The organism is Pseudomonas sp. NY8896 (assembly GCF_039634505.1).
In genome coordinates this window covers 1,632,285-1,650,804 of the sequence record NZ_CP132350.1, presented here as the reverse complement: position 1 = coordinate 1,650,804, position 18,520 = coordinate 1,632,285, and the positions used below count along the sequence as shown (strand labels likewise).

The window sequence follows — 18,520 nt, the reverse complement described above, 5'->3', positions numbered from 1 at the left end:
TTCGGGTCGCCTTTTTTGCTGATGGCCTGTTCGCGGCCAACCGGACCGCGAACAGGCACATGAAAATGCTGGCATTTCACATCCCTTTCACCCAGGTAATTGCAAATTGCTCTTATTCAAGAGCCGCTGGCCTGCTAAGCTTGCACGCCGGTTTTTCGTCCACGCCCAGGATTTTGCATGTCCTTGTCGCTGTCCCGACTCTCCCCCTTGCTGCTGGCCTTTGCCCTCGCCGCCTGTGACGACGCCCCGCGTTTCACCCAAGCCGAGCCTGGCGAAGCGTTGTCGGCCGGCAAGGCGACTGTGCAGCGCACTGACCGCAACGCCTATTCCCTGCCTTCGGCCAACCTCTCGCCCGAGCGGCGCGTGGACTTCGCCGTAGGCAACAGTTTCTTCCGCAACCCCTGGGTGATCGCCCCGTCCACCACCACTGCTCGCGACGGGTTGGGCCCGCTGTTCAACACCAACGCCTGCCAGAACTGCCATGTGCGCGATGGCCGCGGTCACCCGCCGGAGCCTGGCAACAGCAACGCGGTGGGCATGCTGGTGCGCTTGTCGATCCCCGACCAGCCTTACCTCGCCAAAGTGATCGAACGCCTCGGCGTGGTGCCGGAGCCGGTGTACGGCACCCAGTTGCAGGACATGGCCATCCCGGGCGTGGCGCCAGAAGGCAAGGTACGGGTGAGCTACACCCAGGAAACGGTAGCGTTCAAGGACGGTCATCAGGTCGAGCTGCGCAAGCCTGCCCTGCAGATCACCCAGCTCGGCTACGGCGTCATGCACCCCGACACACGCTTTTCGGCGAGGGTGGCCCCGCCGATGATCGGCCTGGGCCTGCTCGAGGCCATCCCCGAAGCCGACCTGCTGGCCAACGAAGACCCGGACGACCGCAACCGCGACGGCATCCGCGGGCGTGCCAACCGTGTGTGGGACGACGCCCAGGGCAAGACCGTGATCGGCCGCTTCGGCTGGAAAGCCGGGCAGCCCAACGTCAACCAGCAGAACGTGCACGCTTTTGCCGGCGACATGGGCCTTACCAGCACCCTGCAGCCCAATGACGATTGCACCCCGGCACAAACCGACTGCCTGGCTGCGCCCAACGGCGACGGCGCCGATGGCGAGAAAGAAGTCAGCGACAACATCCTGCGCCTGGTCACCTTCTACACCCGCAACCTGGCGGTGCCGGCCCGCCGCGACGTTGGCTCGCCGCAGGTGCTGGCGGGCAAGAACCTGTTCTACCAGGCCGGCTGCCAGGGGTGCCACACACCGCAGTTCACCACTGCCGCCGATGCGACCGAGCCAGAATTGGCCAACCAGGTCATCCGCCCTTACAGCGACCTGCTGCTGCATGACATGGGCCCTGGCCTGGCCGACGAGCGTACCGAATTCGCCGCCAACGGCCAGGACTGGCGTACCCCGCCCCTGTGGGGCATCGGCCTGAGTGAAACGGTCAGTGGCCACAGCCAGTTCCTGCACGACGGGCGCGCCCGCAACCTGCTAGAAGCCGTGCTCTGGCACGGTGGCGAAGCCGAGGCGGCACGCAACTTCGTGCTCACATTCAACGCAGAGCAGCGCGCCGCGTTGCTGGCGTTCCTGAATTCACTTTAAAACGCGCAAAGGAGCCGGGCATGTTCCGACCCAAACTGTTGTTCACCAGCCTCGCCGCACTCGCCCTCGGTGCCTGCTCGCCGCAGGACCCGCAAGCCGTGACCTCCGCCGCCATCGCCAAGCAGGTGATCCTGCCAACCTACAGCCGCTGGGTCGAAGCCGACCGCACGCTGGCCGCCAGCGCCCTGGCCTACTGCGAAGGCAAGGAGTCCCTGGATAAAGCCCGCGCCGACTTCCTCAACGCGCAAAAAGCCTGGGCCGAGCTGCAACCGCTGCTGGTCGGCCCGCTGGCCGAAGGCAACCGCGCCTGGCAGGTCCAGTTCTGGCCCGACAAGAAGAACCTGGTCGGCCGCCAGGTCGAGCAACTGGTCAACGGCGACAAGCCCGTCGATGCCGCCGCTCTGGGCAAAGCCAGCGTGGTAGTACGTGGCCTGTCGGCCTACGAGTACATCCTGTTCGACAGCAAGCCAGACATCGCCACTGCCGAGCAGAAAGCCCGTTACTGCCCACTGTTGGTGGCCATCGGTGAACACCAGAAGGTCTTGGCCGAGGAGATCCTCAAGAGCTGGAACAGCACCGACGGCATGCTCTCGCAGATGACCAAGTTCCCCAACCAGCGCTACGCTGACTCCCACGAGGCCATCGCCGACCTGTTGCGCTCCCAGGTCACCGCCCTGGATACCCTGAAGAAGAAGCTGGGCGCGCCGATGGGCCGCCAAAGCAAGGGCATCCCGCAGCCGCTGCAGGCCGAAGCCTGGCGCAGCCATTCCTCGCTGAAGAGCCTGGAAGCCACCCTCAAGGCTGCCGAAACCGTCTGGGTCGGTGTCGACAACCAGGGCCTGCGCGGCTTGCTGCCCAGCGATCAGAAAGCGCTGGCGGACAAGATCGACGCCGCCTACGCTACCTCGCTCAAACTGCTGGCCGACAACCAGAAAACCCTCGGTGAGTTGCTGGCCGACGACGCTGGCCAGCAAACCCTCAACCAGATCTACGACAGCCTCAACGCCGTCCACCGCCTGCACGAAGGCGACCTGGCCAAGGCGCTGAACATCCAGCTGGGCTTCAATGCCAACGACGGTGACTGATCATGCTGCGACGCCAGGCACTCAAACTCGGTAGCGTATTGCTCAGCGCCCTCACCCTGGGCGGCTGGAGCCTGTTCCGCAACAAAGGCAGCGAACCCTTGCTGCTCTCGGCGCGTGACGACGGCGACGGCAAGCACTATGCCGTCGGTTTCCGCCTGGACGGCACCCAGGTGTTCAGCACTCAGGTCGCCCAGCGTTGCCATGCCATCATCCACCACCCCGAGCAGCCGATCGCCCTGTTCGTCGCCCGCCGCCCCGGTACCGAAAGTTACCTGATCGATTTGCGCGACGGGCGCTTGCTACAAACGCTCGCCTCACAGCCAAACCGGCACTTTTATGGCCACGCCGTGGTGCACAAAGGCGGCGAATGGCTGTATGCCACCGAGAACGACACCACCGACCCTGGGCGCGGCGTGCTTGGGGTATACCGTTTCGAGGGCGAGCGCCTGGTGCACACCGGCGAGATCCCAACCCACGGCATCGGCCCACACGAGGTGGCCTGGCTGCCCGACGGCGAAACGCTGATCGTGGCCAATGGCGGCATTCGCACCGAAGCCGAAAGCCGGGTGGAGATGAACCTCAATGCCATGGAGCCAAGCCTGGTACTGATGCAGCGCGACGGCACCCTGTTGAGCAAGGAAACCCTGGCCCAGCAGATGAACAGCGTGCGCCACCTGGCGGTGGGCAGCGACGGCACCATCGCCGCTTGCCAGCAGTTCATGGGCGATGCCGATGAAACGGCCGAGCTGCTGGCGATCAAGCGCCCAGGCAAGCCGTTCAAGGCCTTCCCGGTGCCAGAGCGGCAGTTGCAGGCCATGGCCCAGTACACCGCCAGCGTTGCCATCCACAGCGAACTGCGGCTGGTGGCGCTGACTGCACCACGGGCCAACCGCCTGTTCGTCTGGGACCTGGACAGCGGCGCGGTGCGGCTGGATGCGCCGATGCCCGATTGCGCAGGGGTGGGTACGGTGAAAGATGGTTTTGTCGTCACGTCCGGGCAGGGCCGTTGCCGGTTCTACGACTGCACCAAGGCCGAGCTGGTCGGGCAGCCGATGAACCTGCCGTCCGGTTTCTGGGACAACCACCTGCATCTCGTCTGATTTTTCTGCTGCCCTCACCGGCCTCTTCGCGGGCACAGGCATTTCACTCCCCTTCCTCCCAAAAACAGTCAATAATTCTCCCAGCCACGTGGGCAGGATCGCCCGTTTTCGTGTCCAAACGAATAACAACTGCATCCAAGGAACCGGACCTATGCTGCGCCGCCGCATGCTCATCATGTTGGCCGTGGTTCTGCTGATCGTGCTGGCCCTGGGGGGCTACAAAGCCTTTTCGATCTACCAGCAGATCCAGATGTTCACTGCCCCCAAGCCGCCCATCACCGTAGCGGCCGCTGTGGCCGAACAGCGCCAGTGGCAAGAGCGCCTGCCCGCCGTCGGCAGCCTCAAGGCCCTGCAAGGCGTTGACCTGAGCCTGGAGGTGGAAGGCATCGTCAAAGCCTTGCATTTCGACTCGGGCCAGCAGGTCAAGGCCGGGCAACTGTTGCTGCAACTCAATGACGACCAGGAAACCGCCCTGCTCGGCACCGCCCAGGCCGACCTGGGCCTGGCCAAGGTCGATTTCGGCCGTGGTAGCCAGCTGGTCGGCGACGCGGCCATCTCCCGTGGCGAGTTCGATCGCCTTACCTCCCAATACCGGCGTAACCAGGCGGTGGTCGAGCAGCTCAAGGCGCAGAAGATCAAGAAAAGCATCAACGCCCCGTTCAGCGGCACCATCGGCATCCGCCAGGTGGACATCGGCCAATACCTGGCCGCCGGCACAGTGATCGCCACCCTGCAGGACACCTCCAGCCTGTACGTCGACTTCAACGTACCGGAACAGGCCCTGCCACGCCTGAGCCTGGGCCAGCAGGTGCTGGTGCAAGTGGCCGCTTACCCGGGCCAGACTTTCCCCGCCAGCCTGAGCGCCATCAACCCCAAGGTCGAGGAAGCCACGCGCAACCTGCTGGTACGCGCCACCATGGCCAACCCCGACGGCAAACTGCTGCCGGGCATGTTCGCCAGCCTGTTGATCCTGCTGCCCAACCCACAGCCGCAAGTGGTGGTGCCGGAAAGCGCCATTACTTACACCCTGTATGGCAACTCGGTGTATGTCGCCTCGCCGAAAAAAGACAAGGACGGCAAGCCGGAAAACGACGACAAAGGCCAACCCCAACGGGTGGCCGAACAGCGCACCGTTCAGACCGGCGAGCGCCGAGACGGCGTGGTGGTGGTCAGCAAAGGCCTGCAGGCAGGGGAGCAAGTGGTCACTGCCGGGCAGCTGAAACTCACCCCCGGTGCTGCGATACGCATCGGCCAGGATAACGCTCTAAAGCCCGCACCGGGCACAGCGGCCAAGGACTGACAGGAGGCTGGCATGGCGTTCACCGACCCGTTCATCCGCCGCCCGGTGCTGGCCAGTGTGGTCAGCCTGCTGATCCTGCTGCTGGGCTTCCAGGCCTGGAACAAGCTGCAGATCCGCCAGTACCCGCAGATGGAAAACGCCCTGATCACGGTAACTACCGCCTACCCTGGGGCCAACGCCGAAACCATCCAGGGCTACATCACCCAGCCGCTGCAACAAAGCCTGGCCAGCGCCGAAGGCATCGACTACATGACCTCGGTGAGCCGGCAGAACTTCTCGATCATTTCCATCTACGCGCGGATCGGCGCCGACAGCGACAGGCTGTTCACCGAGTTGCTGGCCAAGGCCAACGAAGTGCGCAACAAGCTGCCCCAGGACTCCGAAGACCCGGTACTGAGCAAGGAAGCCGCCGATGCCTCGGCGCTGATGTACGTCAGCTTCTACAGCAAGGAAATGAGCAACCCGCAGATCACCGACTACCTGTCGCGGGTGATCCAACCCAAGCTGGCCACTTTGCCGGGCATGGCCGAGGCGGAAATCCTCGGCAACCAGGTGTTCGCCATGCGGCTGTGGCTGGACCCGGTCAAACTGGCCGGTTTCGGCCTGTCGGCCACCGACGTGACCAACGCCGTACGCCGCTACAACTTCCTCTCCGCCGCCGGCGAGGTAAAGGGCGAATACGTGGTCACCAGTATCAACGCCAGTACCGAGTTGAAGTCGGCCGAGGCGTTCGCCGCCCTGCCGGTCAAGACCAGCGGTGACAGCCGCGTGCTGCTGGGCGATGTGGCGCGGGTCGAAATGGGCGCGGAAAACTACGACACGGTCAGCTCGTTCGATGGCACCCCGTCGGTGTACATCGGCATCAAGGCCACCCCCGCCGCCAACCCGCTGGAGGTGATCAAGGAAGTGCGGCGCATCATGCCCGAACTGCAAAGCCAGCTGCCCTCGGCCCTGAAAGTGTCGATCGCCTACGACGCCACACTGTTCATCCAGGCCTCCATCGACGAAGTGATCAAGACCCTCGGCGAAGCGGTGCTGATCGTCATCGTGGTGGTGTTCCTGTTCCTCGGTGCCCTGCGTTCGGTACTGATCCCGGTGGTGACCATACCGTTGTCGATGATCGGCGTGCTGTTCTTCATGCAGATGATGGGCTATTCGCTTAACTTGCTGACCCTGCTGGCGATGGTCCTGGCCATCGGTCTGGTGGTGGACGATGCCATTGTCGTGGTGGAAAACATCCACCGGCACATGGAGGAAGGGAAGTCACCGTTCGACGCAGCCCTGGAAGGTGCCCGCGAGATCGCCATGCCCGTGGTGTCGATGACCATCACCTTGGCCGCCGTATACGCACCGATCGGCTTCCTCACCGGGCTCACAGGGGCCCTGTTCAAGGAGTTCGCCCTGACCCTGGCTGGGGCGGTGATCATTTCCGGTATCGTTGCCCTCACCCTGTCACCGATGATGTGCGCCCTGCTGCTGCGCCAGGAGCAGAACCCCAGCGGCCTGGCCCACCGCCTCGACCAACTGTTCGAACGCCTGAAGGTGCGCTACCAGAAGCTGCTGCACGCCACCCTCGACAGCCGGCCGGTAGTGCTGGTGTTTGCCGTGATCATCCTGTGCCTGATCCCGGTGCTGCTCAAGTTCACCCAGAACGAACTGGCGCCCAACGAGGACCAGGGGGTGATATTCATGATGAGCAGTTCGCCGCAACCGGCCAACCTCGATTACCTCAACGCCTACACCGACCAGTTCACGCCGCTGTTCAAGGCTTTCCCCGAATACTACTCATCGTTCCAGATCAACGGTTTCAACGGCGTGCAGACCGGCATTGGTGGCTTTTTGCTCAAGCCCTGGAACGAGCGCGAGCGCACGCAGATGGAGTTGCTGCCGCTGGTGCAGGCCAAACTCGAAGAAATCGGCGGCCTGCAGATCTTCGGCTTCAACCTGCCGTCGTTGCCGGGCACTGGCGAGGGCCTGCCGTTCCAGTTCGTGATCAATACCGCTGGCGACTACCCAGCACTGCTGGAAGTGGCCCAGCGCATCAAGGCGCGCGCGCAGGAATCGGGCAAGTTCGCCTTCCTCGACGTCGACCTAGCCTTCGACAAGCCCGAGGTGGTGGTGGATATCGACCGGGCCAAGGCGGCGCAGATGGGGGTGTCGATGGACACCCTCGGCGGCACCCTTGCGACCTTGCTGGGCGAAGCGGAAATCAACCGCTTCACGCTTGAGGGCCGCAGCTACAAGGTGATCGCCCAGGTAGAACGGCCGTACCGCGACAACCCGGGCTGGCTGAACAACTACTACGTGAAGAACGACCAGAACCAATTGCTGCCGCTGTCGACCCTGATCACCCTCACCGACCGCGCCCGCCCACGCCAGCTCAATCAGTTCCAGCAACTGAACTCGGCCATCATCCAGGGCGTGCCCATGGTCAGCCTGGGCGAAGCGCTGAAGACCGTGCAGGACATCGCCCGCGAAGAGGCACCGGAAGGCTTCGCCTTCGACTATGCCGGCGTGGCCCGCCAGTATGTTCAGGAAGGCAGCGCGCTGTGGGTTACCTTCGGCCTGGCACTGGCGATCATCTTCCTGGTGCTGGCGGCGCAGTTCGAAAGCTTCCGCGACCCGTTGGTGATTCTGGTAACCGTGCCCTTGTCGATCTGTGGCGCGCTGTTGCCGCTGTTCCTGGGCATATCGAGCATGAACATCTACACCCAGGTCGGCCTGGTGACCTTGATCGGCCTGATCAGCAAGCACGGCATTCTCATTGTCGAGTTCGCCAATCAGTTGCGTGAGGAGCGCGGCTTGAGCGTGCGCGAGGCCATCGAGGAAGCGGCGGCGATTCGCCTGCGGCCGGTGCTGATGACCACGGCGGCGATGGTGTTCGGCATGGTGCCGCTGATTCTCGCGACCGGGGCGGGGGCGGTCAGCCGTTTTGACATCGGGACGGTGATTGCCACCGGGATGTCGATTGGCACGCTGTTTACCCTGTTTGTGCTGCCTTGTATCTATACCTTGTTGGCGCACAAGGCGAAAGCCAAGGAAGCTGCAATAGCCTGATCCGGCCTCTTCACGGGCTTGTGGGAGCGGGCAAGCCCGCGAAGAGGCCCGCACTGCAGATGCAAAAATGCCAGAGGCCCCGCAATCGCGAGGCCTCTGGCATTTCTAGCTAACGCAGGGCTCAACCAAATGGCCGCAACCCCTGACGCAGGCCGAACAGGAACAGCAACAGGTCCTGATCTGGCGCGACCTGTGCCTGTTGCTGCGGTTTCGCTTCCCGCGGCAATGCGCACTGGTCGGCCATCTCGGCCTTGCTGAACACGTTCGGCCTCGGCTCTTCCCAGGCTGCCACCGCCACGGTGGTCACCGCCAGGCCAGCTACCAGGAACAAAGCTCGAGCTATTTCTAGTTTCATTACTCTAACCCTTTGACAGCGCTGCCAAACGCCATCTTGTAAAAGTAGAGCAGCGTCTGCCATTCCGCGTCATTGATCGACGAATGGCGGCGCAGCTGGCGCAGGTCGTTACCTGCTGCACGCTGGCAGCTGATGCGCCGTCGGCACTTTTCCAGGTCCAACAGCGCCACCTCGACGCGGGCCTGCTCACCCTCGCCAATTACCTTGATGAACACGTGCTTGCCATACAGGCAGCCGTGCTGCCAGTGCCCCAGGTGCATGCGTGCCAGGTTGTCCGCCAGGTCCTTGAGCATGCGCTCATGCACCACCTGTGGGTACCGCTCGCGGGCACCTTCGGCATGCCAGGTGTCGAGCTCGACAAAGCCGTCCAGCGCTTCACTGACCAGCAGCGCACGCCACTGGTGGTCGGCATCGCGCTCGGCGCCACAGAAAACAATGCGCGGTACACGCACGCCCAGTTGCTCGAAGCTGTTCAACGCATCCAGTTCACGCAATACCGTAGGCCGGCCGAAAGGGTGCAGCAGGCTGCGGTAGATATGCCCGACCTGCCGTTTGGCATACAGCAGCTTGCCATTGGCATCGTTGAGGCGTTGCACGCCACTCTCACCGCCGCGCCGCTGGTTAGGCTCCTCGACCCACTCGCCTTGCTGGCGCCAATAAAAATCGAAGCGCGACTCCCCTCTCTGGGCTACAGCCATCAAACACTACCCCTTACGCAATACGTAGACCCGCCACATGGCATAGAACGGCAGGAAGTCGAGGCGTTCCTGGATTCTGAAGCCGGCGGCTGTGAATTCTTCTTCGACCGTTTCGGCCGGTAACACGAAACGGTTCTGGTAATTGTCCTGTTCGGCCTTGGCGCTGCGGCGCTGCTCGAGTTTTTTCCGGCGCCAGGCCTTGAAGTTGCCATCCACCCACAGGGACAGGATCACACTATCACGGCTAACCCGCTGAAATTCCGAAAGTATGGTCTTTCTGTGCGCCGATTCGCCAATGTGGTGGAACAGGCGCATACAAAAAATGCTGTCCACCGAGTTGTCCGGCAGGTCGATAGCAAATGCCGAAGTCTGCAAAGGCCGTACCCGTGCCACCACCTCTGGCGGTTGCGCCGCACAGGCCGTCTCGATCATCGCCTCGGAGTTGTCGGCCCCGATGATCACCCGGTTGGGCTTTTCCGCCAGCAGTGGCCAGAAGCGGCCGGCACCGCACGGCAGGTCCAGTACCAGGCCAGGCTCGCCAGCCAATGCCAGGGCGCGACGCGCCAGCTGCTCATCTCGCTTGTGGGAAAGGCGTCGCGCCAGGCCGTCCTGGTGCTTGAGAAAGTACTCACGCGCATGGTCTTTGTCGTACTTCTCGGAAAATTCAAGCTTGATGGGGCTACGCATTGGGTATCTCCTGACTCCATTGCGAGCACATTAGGTAGGCAAGCGTTGGAATCAGGTCATGCCAATGTGAAAAAAACGTTGAGCCCCATTTGACCTGTTACAACAGATTACTCAGCCAAGGCATCCGGGTCGCCTTGGCCGGCTGTGTTGCTCAGGTCTACCCGAAAGCGGCAACCATGCGGCAAAGTGGATGTCAGGGTGACATGCCAGCCCTGGTCGTCACAAATTCGCTGCACCAACGACAGGCCCAGGCCCAGGCCCTCACCACGCCGTTCATCACCACGCACGAACGGTTTGAACATGGCCTCGCGCTGCTCTTCAGGAATACCCACGCCGCTGTCCTCTACACTGAAGCCGTTGGCTTCCAGGCTCAGGCGTATGTAGCCGCCATCGGTGTAGTGCGCCGCATTACGCAGCAGGTTGCCCATCACCGACTGCAGGAAGGTGGCGTTGTACAGCACCGGGCTGGCGCTGACACGGCCATCGAAGTACAGGGTGAGGCCCTTCTGTTCGATGGTGTCGCGCCATACGCCGATCAGCTCATCGGCCACTTCGCGCAGGGTCGCCTGCGATGCCACCGCACCCTCGTCGCGCTGCGCCCGGGCCAGCATGAGGAAAGTCTTGACCAATTCGCGCATTTCCTCGGTGGCCCGCGCCACACGTTCCACCTGGCTGCGCGCGCGAGCATCGAGGTTAGGGTTTTCCATCAGCAACTCGCAGGAGGTCGCCAGCACCATCAACGGTGTGCGCAGCTCGTGGCTGACGTCACTGGTGAACAGCCGTTCGCGGGTCAACGCGTCGCGCAGGCGGCCCAGGGTGTCATCGAACGCGACTGCCAGCTGGCCCACTTCGTCCGCCGCGTAATCCGGTGCCAGTGGCGGGGCCAGGCCCAGCAACTGGTCGCGGTGACGCACCTGGCGCGCCAGACGGATGACCGGTGCCATTACCCGACGTGCCACCAGCCAGCCGAGGATCACGGCCAGCACCAGGCTGAGCACGAAGCCCACCACCACCACCGCGAACAGCACACGCTCGCGCTCTTCGAAATCGCTCTGATCCTGCAGCAGTACATAGCGGCGGCCATCGACGATCTCGACCATGGCGTGATACGACAGTTGGTCGCGGAACACCTCGTGGAAGCCGCGATCGAGGTGGCGCAAGTCCTTGGGCAGCTCGAAATCGTCGCGCCCGCCGCTGAAGTAGAACAGCTGGTCGGGACGCGGCCGGTGGCTCCAGTCACTGACGCTGTCCATACGCAACAGGCGCTGCAGGTCACCGCCCAGTACCGAGGAAATCAGCCGCTCTTCAACCAGGTGCACGGTGGCGACGATGCCAAAGGCGAAGGCCCCGGCCACCAGCGCACTCATCAAGGCAAAAGCAATGATGATGCGCTGGGCAAGGCTTTGCTTAAACTCCATCGCGGCCCTCGGCGAGGCGATAGCCGACGCCATGGACGGTATGCAACAACGGTTTTTCAAACGGTTTGTCGATCACCTGGCGCAGCTGGTGCACATGGCTGCGCAAGCTGTCGCTGTCGGGGCAGTCGTCGCCCCACAGGGCTTCTTCCAGCACCTCGCGGCGCAGGACGTGCGGGCTTTTTTGCATCAGCACCGCCAGCAGCTTGAGGCCGACCGGGTTGAGCTTGAGCAGGCGGCCCTGGCGGGTAACTTCGAGGGTGTCGAGGTCGTAGCTGAGGTCCGCCACCTGCAGGGTACGGCGCCCGCCGCCCTGGGCACGGCGCAGCACCGCTTCGATGCGCGCCGCCAACTCCGACAGGGCAAACGGCTTGAGCAGGTAGTCATCGGCACCTGAGCGGAAGCCTTGCAAGCGGTCGTCGAGCTGGTCACGGGCGGTGAGCATGATCACCGGCGTGTCGCGGCGGGCGTCTTCGCGCAGGCGCTTGCACAGGGTGTAGCCATCGATGCCGGGCAGCATGATGTCGAGCACGATCAAATCGTAGTGTTCGGTGGCGGCCAGGTGCAGGCCGGACAGGCCATCCTGGGCACAGTCGACGGTGTAACCCTTCATGCCCAGGTAATCGGCCAGGTTGGCCAGGATATCGCGGTTGTCTTCAACCAAAAGAATGCGCATCGGTTTCTCCTGTGCGGCGCTTCTCGCTGTGGTGCGCGGCAGGCGCAGCTTAAGGCCTATGCCTGCACGGTGCCAGCCCCTGGGAAAATTCACCGCACTTGACGGTTTTTTCACTGATCCTTCACGGACACAGGATAGCGGCCAGCCGACAATGCCCGATCTTTTTCGCGCCCTGGAGCCGTCATGCAGCAACGCACCCGCCCTCGCCCGATCAACTACTGGCTGTACCTGGGGATACCCCTGGCGACCGCGCTGGCCTTGATTCTGCTGGAGCTGACTTCGGTCGACATGGATGTGGCCAACCTGTTCTTCGATCCCGTTGCCGGGCAGTTCATTGGCCGCCACAGCTACCTTCTGGAAAACATCCTGCATGACCGGGTCAAGCAAGTGGTGATTTTGCTGGGGGTGCTATCGCTGTTCACCTTTGCTGCGAGCTTTTTCTGGAAGCGCTTGTTCGGCTGGCGCCGCGAATTGGGCTGCCTGGTGCTGGCACTGGGCTTGTCCACGGCGTTTGTCACACCGCTGAAGAAGGTCACCCAGGTGCAGTGCCCGTGGAGCCTCACACAGTTTGGCGGCACGGAAACCTACAGCAAGCTGCTGGAGCCACGGCCGGCTACCGACAAAGCCGGGCTGTGCTGGCCGGGTGGGCATGCAGCCACCGGGTTCTGCCTGTTCGGCCTGTTCTTCATGTTGCGTGATCGCAAGCCGCGTCTGGCACAGGTGGCATTCGTGGTGGCCTTGATAGCAGGGTCGGTGCTGTCGGTGGGCAGAATGATGCAAGGGGCGCACTTCTTGTCGCACAACGTGTGGACGGCAGTGTTCTGCTGGTTGATAGGGTTGGGGTCTTATTACCTTGTGCTGTATCGGCATGGGGTGGCTGAGGAGCCTGTCGTCGAGCGTAGCGTCGCTTGACAGAGGAGCATGTCTTGAGTTTGATGCGGTGCGTAAACCGAGCGCCGCCCGCGCGGCGCTCGATCTCGCAGGCGCCACATAACCCACACCAAGCAAAAAGCCCCGGTTCTCACGAACCGGGGCTTTTTGATGGTGCAGGGGGTAAGGCTGGCTTACATCATGCCGCCCATGCCACCCATGCCGCCCATGTCTGGCATGCCGCCGCCAGCTGGGGCTTCGCTCGGAGCGTCAGCAATCATGGCTTCGGTGGTGATCATCAGACCGCCAATCGAAGCAGCAGCTTGCAGGGCCGAACGGGTGACCTTGGCTGGGTCCAGGATACCCATCTCGATCATGTCGCCGTATTCACCGGTAGCAGCGTTGTAACCGAAGTTACCCGAACCTTGCTTGACCTTGTCAGCGACAACGCTTGGCTCGTCGCCGGCGTTGGCAGTGATCTGGCGCAGCGGGGCTTCAACAGCACGGCGCAGCAGGGCGATACCGACGTTCTGGTCTTCGTTTTCGCCTTTCAGGTCAACGATCGCGGCCAGGGCACGAACCAGGGCAACACCACCGCCAGGCACCACGCCTTCTTCAACGGCTGCACGGGTAGCGTGCAGGGCGTCTTCAACGCGGGCTTTCTTCTCTTTCATTTCAACTTCGGTGCCGGCACCGACCTTGATCACGGCAACACCGCCAGCCAGCTTGGCCAGACGCTCTTGCAGCTTCTCACGGTCGTAGTCCGAAGAAGTTTCTTCGATCTGGGCGCGGATCTGCTTGACGCGTGCTTCGATCTCGGTGTCGGCGCCAGCGCCGTCGATGATGGTGGTGTTTTCCTTGGACAGGATGACGCGCTTGGCGTTACCCAGGTGCTCCAGGGTAGCGGTTTCCAGGGACAGACCGATTTCTTCGGAGATGACCTGGCCGCCAGTCAGGACGGCGATGTCCTGCAGCATGGCCTTGCGGCGGTCGCCGAAGCCTGGCGCCTTGACCGCTGCAACCTTGACGATGCCGCGCATGTTGTTGACTACCAGGGTAGCCAGCGCTTCGCCTTCGACATCTTCGGCAACGATCAGCAGTGGGCGGCCGGCCTTGGCAACGGCTTCCAGAACTGGCAGCAGCTCACGGATGTTGGAGATTTTCTTGTCGACCAGCAGCAGCAGCGGGCCTTCCAGCTCGGCAACCATGGTGTCTGGCTTGTTGACGAAGTATGGCGACAGGTAGCCACGGTCGAACTGCATGCCTTCTACGACGGACAGTTCGTTTTCCAGGCCCGAGCCTTCTTCAACGGTGATCACGCCTTCTTTACCGACTTTTTCCATGGCTTCGGCAATGATGTTGCCGATGGAGTCGTCAGAGTTGGCGGAGATGGTGCCTACCTGGGCGATGGCCTTGGAGTCGGCGCATGGCTTGGACAGGTTCTTCAGCTCGGCAACGACTGCAGCGGTAGCCTTGTCGATACCGCGCTTGAGGTCCATCGGGTTCATGCCGGCAGCGACGGCTTTCAGGCCTTCGTTGACGATGGCCTGAGCCAGAACGGTAGCGGTGGTGGTGCCGTCACCGGCAGCGTCGTTGGCCTTGGAAGCCACTTCCTTGACCAGCTGGGCGCCCATGTTTTCGAACGCGTCTTTCAGCTCGATTTCTTTGGCGACGGAAACGCCGTCCTTGGTGATGGTTGGCGCGCCGAAGCTCTTGGCCAGTACCACGTTACGGCCTTTCGGGCCCAGGGTCGCTTTTACCGCGTCAGCCAGAACGTTGACACCAACCAGCATTTTCTTACGAGCGGAATCGCCGAATTTTACGTCTTTAGCAGCCATGATCGTTTAATCCTTGGAATTCTTTGGAGTAACGGGAAGTCGGGGAAATCAGCCTTCGATGACGGCGAGGATTTCGTTCTCGGCCATGACCAACAGGTCTTCGCCATCGACTTTCACGGTGTTGCTGCCCGAGTAAGGGCCGAAAACCACTTTGTCACCCACTTTCACGGCCAGCGCGCGAACTTCGCCGTTTTCCAGGATGCGACCGGTGCCGACGGCAACAACTTCGCCGCGGTTTGGTTTTTCAGCGGCCGAACCCGGCAGGACGATACCGCCAGCGGTTTTCGATTCTTCTTCGCTGCGACGGATAACGACGCGGTCATGCAGAGGACGAAGCTTCATTGTCGATCTCTCCCAAATTGTGGTTTTCATCGGCCGGTATCGACACCGGCGGGTTGATGCTGTCCGGCGTTGCCGGGAGGTGGCCCGCAATGGGCGAACCACCTGTGTAATGTCTGGCGTTGCCGCCAGAAACCTTGCGGTGACCACATACATGAGGCCGCCATAATCAATTACAAGGCTTGAGATACAAAATTTTTCGTCAGAATCGAGTAGGAGGCGGCTTCACAGCCGCCGTCCTCTCACACCACCGTGCGTACGGTTCCGTACACGGCGGTTCAGGTTATACGGCTAAGCCGGTTTATCGTATCCAGTATCGAGACCAGTCCGAACCTATCCCATAGCCTCTTCGGTAGCGCCTGATTCACATGAGATGCTCCCGAGTTCCACCACGGGCCTCGGCCATTAAAGGCCGATTTACAGGCACGTTCTTCGCTCAGGCCCAGGCGCATCAGGTTGCGCGCCCTCGTTGAGGGCCGTTTCCATTGACGCCAGATGACGCAGCGAAGTTTATGCCTGACCCAACCATCCAATTTCTCAAGTGGGCGTTTGCTCTGGCTGAGCTTGAAGTAGCCAGCCCAGCCTCGCAGGACAGGGTTGATTCGCTCAATGACAGTCGCCACTTTGCGGGCCCTTACACTGCGTAGCAATATTCTGAGTCGGTCGCGTAAGCGCCCCAGGCTCATCGTTGCCACACGCAGCCTTGGTTGCTGGTGCCTGCTCATCCCGTAACCCAAGTAGTCACACTTCCAAGCCCCTGCTACTTGGCTCTTCTTCCGGTTCACCGTCAGTTTCAAACGATGGCACAGGAAGCGCTCGATACTGGCCAACACCCGCTCGCCCGCCCGAGGACTGCGCACATAAATGTTCGCATCATCGGCGTAGCGCACGAAGCGATGACCCCGCCGTTCCAATTCGCGGTCGAGCTCATCCAGAAGGATATTCGACAGCAACGGCGAGAGTGGGCCGCCTTGCGGTGTCCCCTCTTGCCGTTGGCTGACGATACCGCCCGACATGGCCCCAGCTTCAAGGTAGCGGCGGATGAGCCTAAGCACTCGCTTGTCTTCGACGCGACGCTGCAAGCAGGCCATCAGGATGTCGTGGTTGACCCGATCAAAGAACTTTTCCAGATCAAGCTCCACGCACCAGCGATGCCCCGCCGCCACATGGGAGCGGGCCAGTTCAACGGCTTGGTGAGCGCTTTTGCCCGGACGAAAACCGTAGCTGTAGTCCGAAAACAGCGGATCGAAGAGTAGCGTGAGTTGTTGCTGTAATGCTTGCTGGATCAGGCGATCCACGACGGTGGGGATTCCCAGTTGCCGTGTGCCGCCCTGCGGCTTGGGAATTTCAACCGCTCGCACTGCTTGGGGATGGTATTCACCGGCCAGCAACCTGGCCTTGAGGGTTGGCCAATACTGTTTCACGTAGCCCGCCAAGTCAGCGACCGTCATGCCATCGGCACCCGGAGCCCCCTTGTTGCTAACCACGCGTTGATACGCACGCCTGAGGTTGGCCGGTGCAAGCACCCGCTCCATCAGCGTGTCCGGCTCCGCGTTCGTCCACGTCGCTGACGCCGCCGGCACCTTTGCACTGTCAGGCATCACCCTCGGCTTCTGGCCGGGATTCGGAGTGACAGATTCCGTTGTAGGAAATTTCTGCATTACGGCTACCAACGAGACAGTGACGCCTACTGGCGGCATAACCTGTTCGGCCCTTGGTGGCGCGGTTAACCGCCACTTACTACGGCCTCGGCTGACTTCTGCACGCTCGTCCCGTCGCCTCTCGACGCTCGGTAGCACAGTGGCAAACGTGCAGATCTCCCAGGGTAATTCGCGTGACCTTCCTGCTTATGCCTGTCGGATTTACGTCACAGCGTCCCGTGCAAGTACTGGGCTTTGACGATTTGGGCCGCCTCACCCCGCTGTGCCGCCTCTATCCGCTTCCTGTTCGTCAGGCCAGCAGTTTGCCTCGGGCTTCCTTCAGATTCGCGGTCGCCCACGACACCCTTGCCTCTGGCTAACACTTCCCCTTGCCGGGTGTGTAGAGGACTTTCACCTCCAAGTCACCCGCTTTGGCCACCACAACCAAGCGGGTTGCGCTACGCGCAACGCGCCATGCCTGGCGCACCCAAAAAAACCGGGGCCGCTTGCGCGGCCCCGGGCGTTTTACTTGTCGCGGCGCTCGTACTCGCCTTCGATCACGTTCGGGCGATGGCCACCCTCTCGTGGCTGCGCCTGGAACGGGTCATCCTGGAACGCACGCTGACGCATGGCCTGGGCCTCGGCACGCTCACGCATCTTGCGCGCCGCCAGGCGGCGGGTGAACGGCAGCAGGCACAGCACGCCCAGCACATCGCTGATGAAGCCCGGCAGCAGCAGCAGGCCACCACCCACGGCCAGCATCATGCCCTGGAACATGTCCTCGGCGGGCAATTCGCCACGTTGCAGGCTTTCACGGGCGCGCAGTGCGGTGGCCAGGCCGGCCACCCGCATCACCAGCACACCCAGGGCGGAGCCGGCGATGATCAGCAGCAACGCCGGGAAGAAACCGATTGCCGCGCTGACCTTCACGAAGACGAACAGCTCCAGCACAGGAAAAATCAGAAACAGCAGTAGAAAAGCACGCATCAAGGGTTCCTCGACGGAAGATAACCTTCCAATAAGACCTCACATGGATGCCTGCGCTCCAGATTTCAACCCTCGACTTGCGCCTGAACCGGCCACTGGTCGGCGCGCGCCAGTAAAACCAAGGCTTCGCGGACTTGTGTCGGCGTGTTGCAAGTATTCGGGAATGGCAGCCAATACACGGCCTGACCGATGCGCAGGTGCATGCCTTCGCTGTCTACGCCAACCATCTGCGCCGGCGCATGCTGCGGCAGGTCGGTCAGTTCGACGTAATGGGCGATGGCGTTGGCATGATCGCTGTTCATGTGCTCGACCATGCTTGCCTCGGCCTTGCCGGCGAACGGATTGCCCAGGGTTACCTGGTCAAGCCAGTGGATGGCGCCGAAGCCGCCGATGTAGCGGTGGCGCACTGGCTGCAACACCCAGAAATCGAAGTCGTGGGCCTTGTGGTAGTTGGCCGCTTCCGGGAAATAGCGGTAGTAGCGCTCGGCAGCCGCCTCGATAGCGGCTTCGTCGACCAGCTTGTGTGCCTCGGCCATCACGGTCAGGCGCCCCACGGCCTGCACATCCTCCGCCTCGCGCTCCCCCACCAGCAGCGAGCATTTCGGGTCTTTCTGCAGGTTGTGGGTGTGCTGGGCAATGCGGCTGATGAGGATCAGCGGGTTGCCCTGGGCGTCCATGCAGTACGGCACGACGGAACCGAAGGGGTAGCCGGGCATCGACTTGGAATGAGTCGAGAGCACGCCACGGTATTCCTTGAGCAGCAGTTCCCGGGCGGGGCGGATGGCGTTGGTACTCACTTGAGGGCGGCTCCTGGCGGACTGGATGGAGGACAAGATAAGCATTATCAGGTCCAGTGCCAATGGGGTCC

At 62.3% G+C, this 18,520-nt stretch carries 16 protein-coding genes; 6 read left to right on the top strand and 10 right to left on the bottom strand.

Annotated features, from left to right (window positions below; genetic code table 11):
* The first annotated feature begins 177 nt into the window (after positions 1-177).
* The 5 genes from Q9451_RS07355 (at position 178) to Q9451_RS07335 (ending at position 8,147) form a co-directional block, all read left to right on the top strand.
* Complete coding sequence (locus Q9451_RS07355; RefSeq protein WP_012274026.1) at positions 178-1,605, top strand: di-heme oxidoredictase family protein; 1,428 nt, start codon at positions 178-180, stop codon at positions 1,603-1,605.
* Positions 1,606-1,625: 20 nt separating this feature from the next.
* Entirely contained in the window at positions 1,626-2,690 is a 1,065-nt protein-coding gene (locus Q9451_RS07350; protein ID WP_012274027.1) for an imelysin family protein, read from the top strand.
* A gap of 2 nt (positions 2,691-2,692) precedes the next feature.
* Positions 2,693-3,790 (top strand): DUF1513 domain-containing protein, encoded by a 1,098-nt coding sequence (locus Q9451_RS07345; RefSeq protein ID WP_012274028.1) that lies wholly within the window; start codon positions 2,693-2,695, stop codon positions 3,788-3,790.
* 151 nt (positions 3,791-3,941) lie between these two features.
* On the top strand, positions 3,942-5,090 hold the full coding sequence (locus Q9451_RS07340) for an efflux RND transporter periplasmic adaptor subunit (protein ID WP_060493222.1): 1,149 nt from the start codon (positions 3,942-3,944) through the stop codon (positions 5,088-5,090).
* A 12-nt stretch (positions 5,091-5,102) separates the two neighbouring features.
* Positions 5,103-8,147: a multidrug efflux RND transporter permease subunit gene (locus Q9451_RS07335; protein WP_012274029.1), complete on the top strand. Its 3,045-nt coding sequence runs from the start codon at positions 5,103-5,105 to the stop codon at positions 8,145-8,147.
* Between the two features lie 121 nt (positions 8,148-8,268).
* On the opposite strand, the gene Q9451_RS07330 is transcribed toward Q9451_RS07335, so the two are convergent.
* From Q9451_RS07330 to colR, 5 genes are all read right to left on the bottom strand, one after another.
* Positions 8,269-8,502 (bottom strand): hypothetical protein, encoded by a 234-nt coding sequence (locus Q9451_RS07330; RefSeq protein ID WP_012274030.1) that lies wholly within the window; start codon positions 8,500-8,502, stop codon positions 8,269-8,271.
* Positions 8,502-9,200 carry a lipopolysaccharide kinase InaA family protein gene (locus Q9451_RS07325; RefSeq protein ID WP_012274031.1) on the bottom strand — a complete coding sequence of 233 codons (699 nt, stop codon included), beginning with the start codon at positions 9,198-9,200 and terminating at the stop codon, positions 8,502-8,504. Before Q9451_RS07325 ends, Q9451_RS07330 begins: the two co-directional genes overlap by 1 nt.
* Positions 9,201-9,206: 6 nt before the next feature.
* Positions 9,207-9,887, bottom strand: a complete 681-nt coding sequence (locus Q9451_RS07320; protein WP_012274032.1) for a class I SAM-dependent methyltransferase — start codon at positions 9,885-9,887, stop codon at positions 9,207-9,209.
* A gap of 107 nt (positions 9,888-9,994) precedes the next feature.
* Positions 9,995-11,305, bottom strand: coding sequence for a HAMP domain-containing sensor histidine kinase (locus tag Q9451_RS07315; RefSeq protein WP_012274033.1), 1,311 nt, complete (start codon positions 11,303-11,305; stop codon positions 9,995-9,997).
* Positions 11,295-11,978, bottom strand: a complete 684-nt coding sequence (gene colR / locus Q9451_RS07310; RefSeq protein WP_003255215.1) for a two-component system response regulator ColR — start codon at positions 11,976-11,978, stop codon at positions 11,295-11,297. The genes Q9451_RS07315 and colR overlap by 11 nt, the downstream gene beginning before the upstream one ends.
* A 183-nt stretch (positions 11,979-12,161) precedes the next feature.
* Between colR and Q9451_RS07305 the strand changes: the two genes are divergently transcribed.
* Positions 12,162-12,890: a phosphatase PAP2 family protein gene (locus Q9451_RS07305; protein ID WP_012274034.1), complete on the top strand. Its 729-nt coding sequence runs from the start codon at positions 12,162-12,164 to the stop codon at positions 12,888-12,890.
* Positions 12,891-13,042: 152 nt separating this feature from the next.
* Here Q9451_RS07305 and groL read toward each other — a convergent pair whose 3' ends face one another.
* The 5 genes from groL to Q9451_RS07280 form a co-directional block, all read right to left on the bottom strand.
* A complete protein-coding gene (gene groL, locus Q9451_RS07300) occupies positions 13,043-14,686 on the bottom strand; it encodes a chaperonin GroEL (RefSeq protein ID WP_012274035.1) in 1,644 nt (547 codons plus the stop codon).
* 48 nt (positions 14,687-14,734) lie between these two features.
* Complete coding sequence (locus Q9451_RS07295) at positions 14,735-15,028, bottom strand: co-chaperone GroES (protein WP_012274036.1); 294 nt, start codon at positions 15,026-15,028, stop codon at positions 14,735-14,737.
* A gap of 275 nt (positions 15,029-15,303) precedes the next feature.
* On the bottom strand, positions 15,304-16,725 hold the full coding sequence (gene ltrA, locus Q9451_RS07290) for a group II intron reverse transcriptase/maturase (RefSeq protein WP_024718247.1): 1,422 nt from the start codon (positions 16,723-16,725) through the stop codon (positions 15,304-15,306).
* Between the two features lie 465 nt (positions 16,726-17,190).
* Positions 17,191-17,652 (bottom strand): FxsA family protein, encoded by a 462-nt coding sequence (locus Q9451_RS07285; protein WP_012274037.1) that lies wholly within the window; start codon positions 17,650-17,652, stop codon positions 17,191-17,193.
* A 65-nt stretch (positions 17,653-17,717) separates the two neighbouring features.
* Positions 17,718-18,449, bottom strand: coding sequence for a DUF2470 domain-containing protein (locus Q9451_RS07280; RefSeq protein ID WP_041166584.1), 732 nt, complete (start codon positions 18,447-18,449; stop codon positions 17,718-17,720).
* Between the last annotated feature and the right edge of the window lie 71 nt (positions 18,450-18,520).

Excerpts from the sequence above, each read along its gene's own strand:
- Q9451_RS07355 (WP_012274026.1), top strand. The coding sequence starts at position 178 with ATGTCCTTGTCGCTGTCCCGACTCTCCCCCTTGCTGCTGGCCTTTGCC.
- Q9451_RS07350 (WP_012274027.1), top strand. The coding sequence starts at position 1,626 with ATGTTCCGACCCAAACTGTTGTTCACCAGCCTCGCCGCACTCGCCCTC.
- Q9451_RS07345 (WP_012274028.1), top strand. The coding sequence starts at position 2,693 with ATGCTGCGACGCCAGGCACTCAAACTCGGTAGCGTATTGCTCAGCGCC.
- Q9451_RS07340 (WP_060493222.1), top strand. The coding sequence starts at position 3,942 with ATGCTGCGCCGCCGCATGCTCATCATGTTGGCCGTGGTTCTGCTGATC.
- Q9451_RS07335 (WP_012274029.1), top strand. The coding sequence starts at position 5,103 with ATGGCGTTCACCGACCCGTTCATCCGCCGCCCGGTGCTGGCCAGTGTG.
- Q9451_RS07330 (WP_012274030.1), bottom strand. The coding sequence starts at position 8,502 with ATGAAACTAGAAATAGCTCGAGCTTTGTTCCTGGTAGCTGGCCTGGCG.
- Q9451_RS07325 (WP_012274031.1), bottom strand. The coding sequence starts at position 9,200 with ATGGCTGTAGCCCAGAGAGGGGAGTCGCGCTTCGATTTTTATTGGCGC.
- Q9451_RS07320 (WP_012274032.1), bottom strand. The coding sequence starts at position 9,887 with ATGCGTAGCCCCATCAAGCTTGAATTTTCCGAGAAGTACGACAAAGAC.
- Q9451_RS07315 (WP_012274033.1), bottom strand. The coding sequence starts at position 11,305 with ATGGAGTTTAAGCAAAGCCTTGCCCAGCGCATCATCATTGCTTTTGCC.
- colR (WP_003255215.1), bottom strand. The coding sequence starts at position 11,978 with ATGCGCATTCTTTTGGTTGAAGACAACCGCGATATCCTGGCCAACCTG.
- Q9451_RS07305 (WP_012274034.1), top strand. The coding sequence starts at position 12,162 with ATGCAGCAACGCACCCGCCCTCGCCCGATCAACTACTGGCTGTACCTG.
- groL (WP_012274035.1), bottom strand. The coding sequence starts at position 14,686 with ATGGCTGCTAAAGACGTAAAATTCGGCGATTCCGCTCGTAAGAAAATG.
- Q9451_RS07295 (WP_012274036.1), bottom strand. The coding sequence starts at position 15,028 with ATGAAGCTTCGTCCTCTGCATGACCGCGTCGTTATCCGTCGCAGCGAA.
- ltrA (WP_024718247.1), bottom strand. The coding sequence starts at position 16,725 with ATGCCGCCAGTAGGCGTCACTGTCTCGTTGGTAGCCGTAATGCAGAAA.
- Q9451_RS07285 (WP_012274037.1), bottom strand. The coding sequence starts at position 17,652 with ATGCGTGCTTTTCTACTGCTGTTTCTGATTTTTCCTGTGCTGGAGCTG.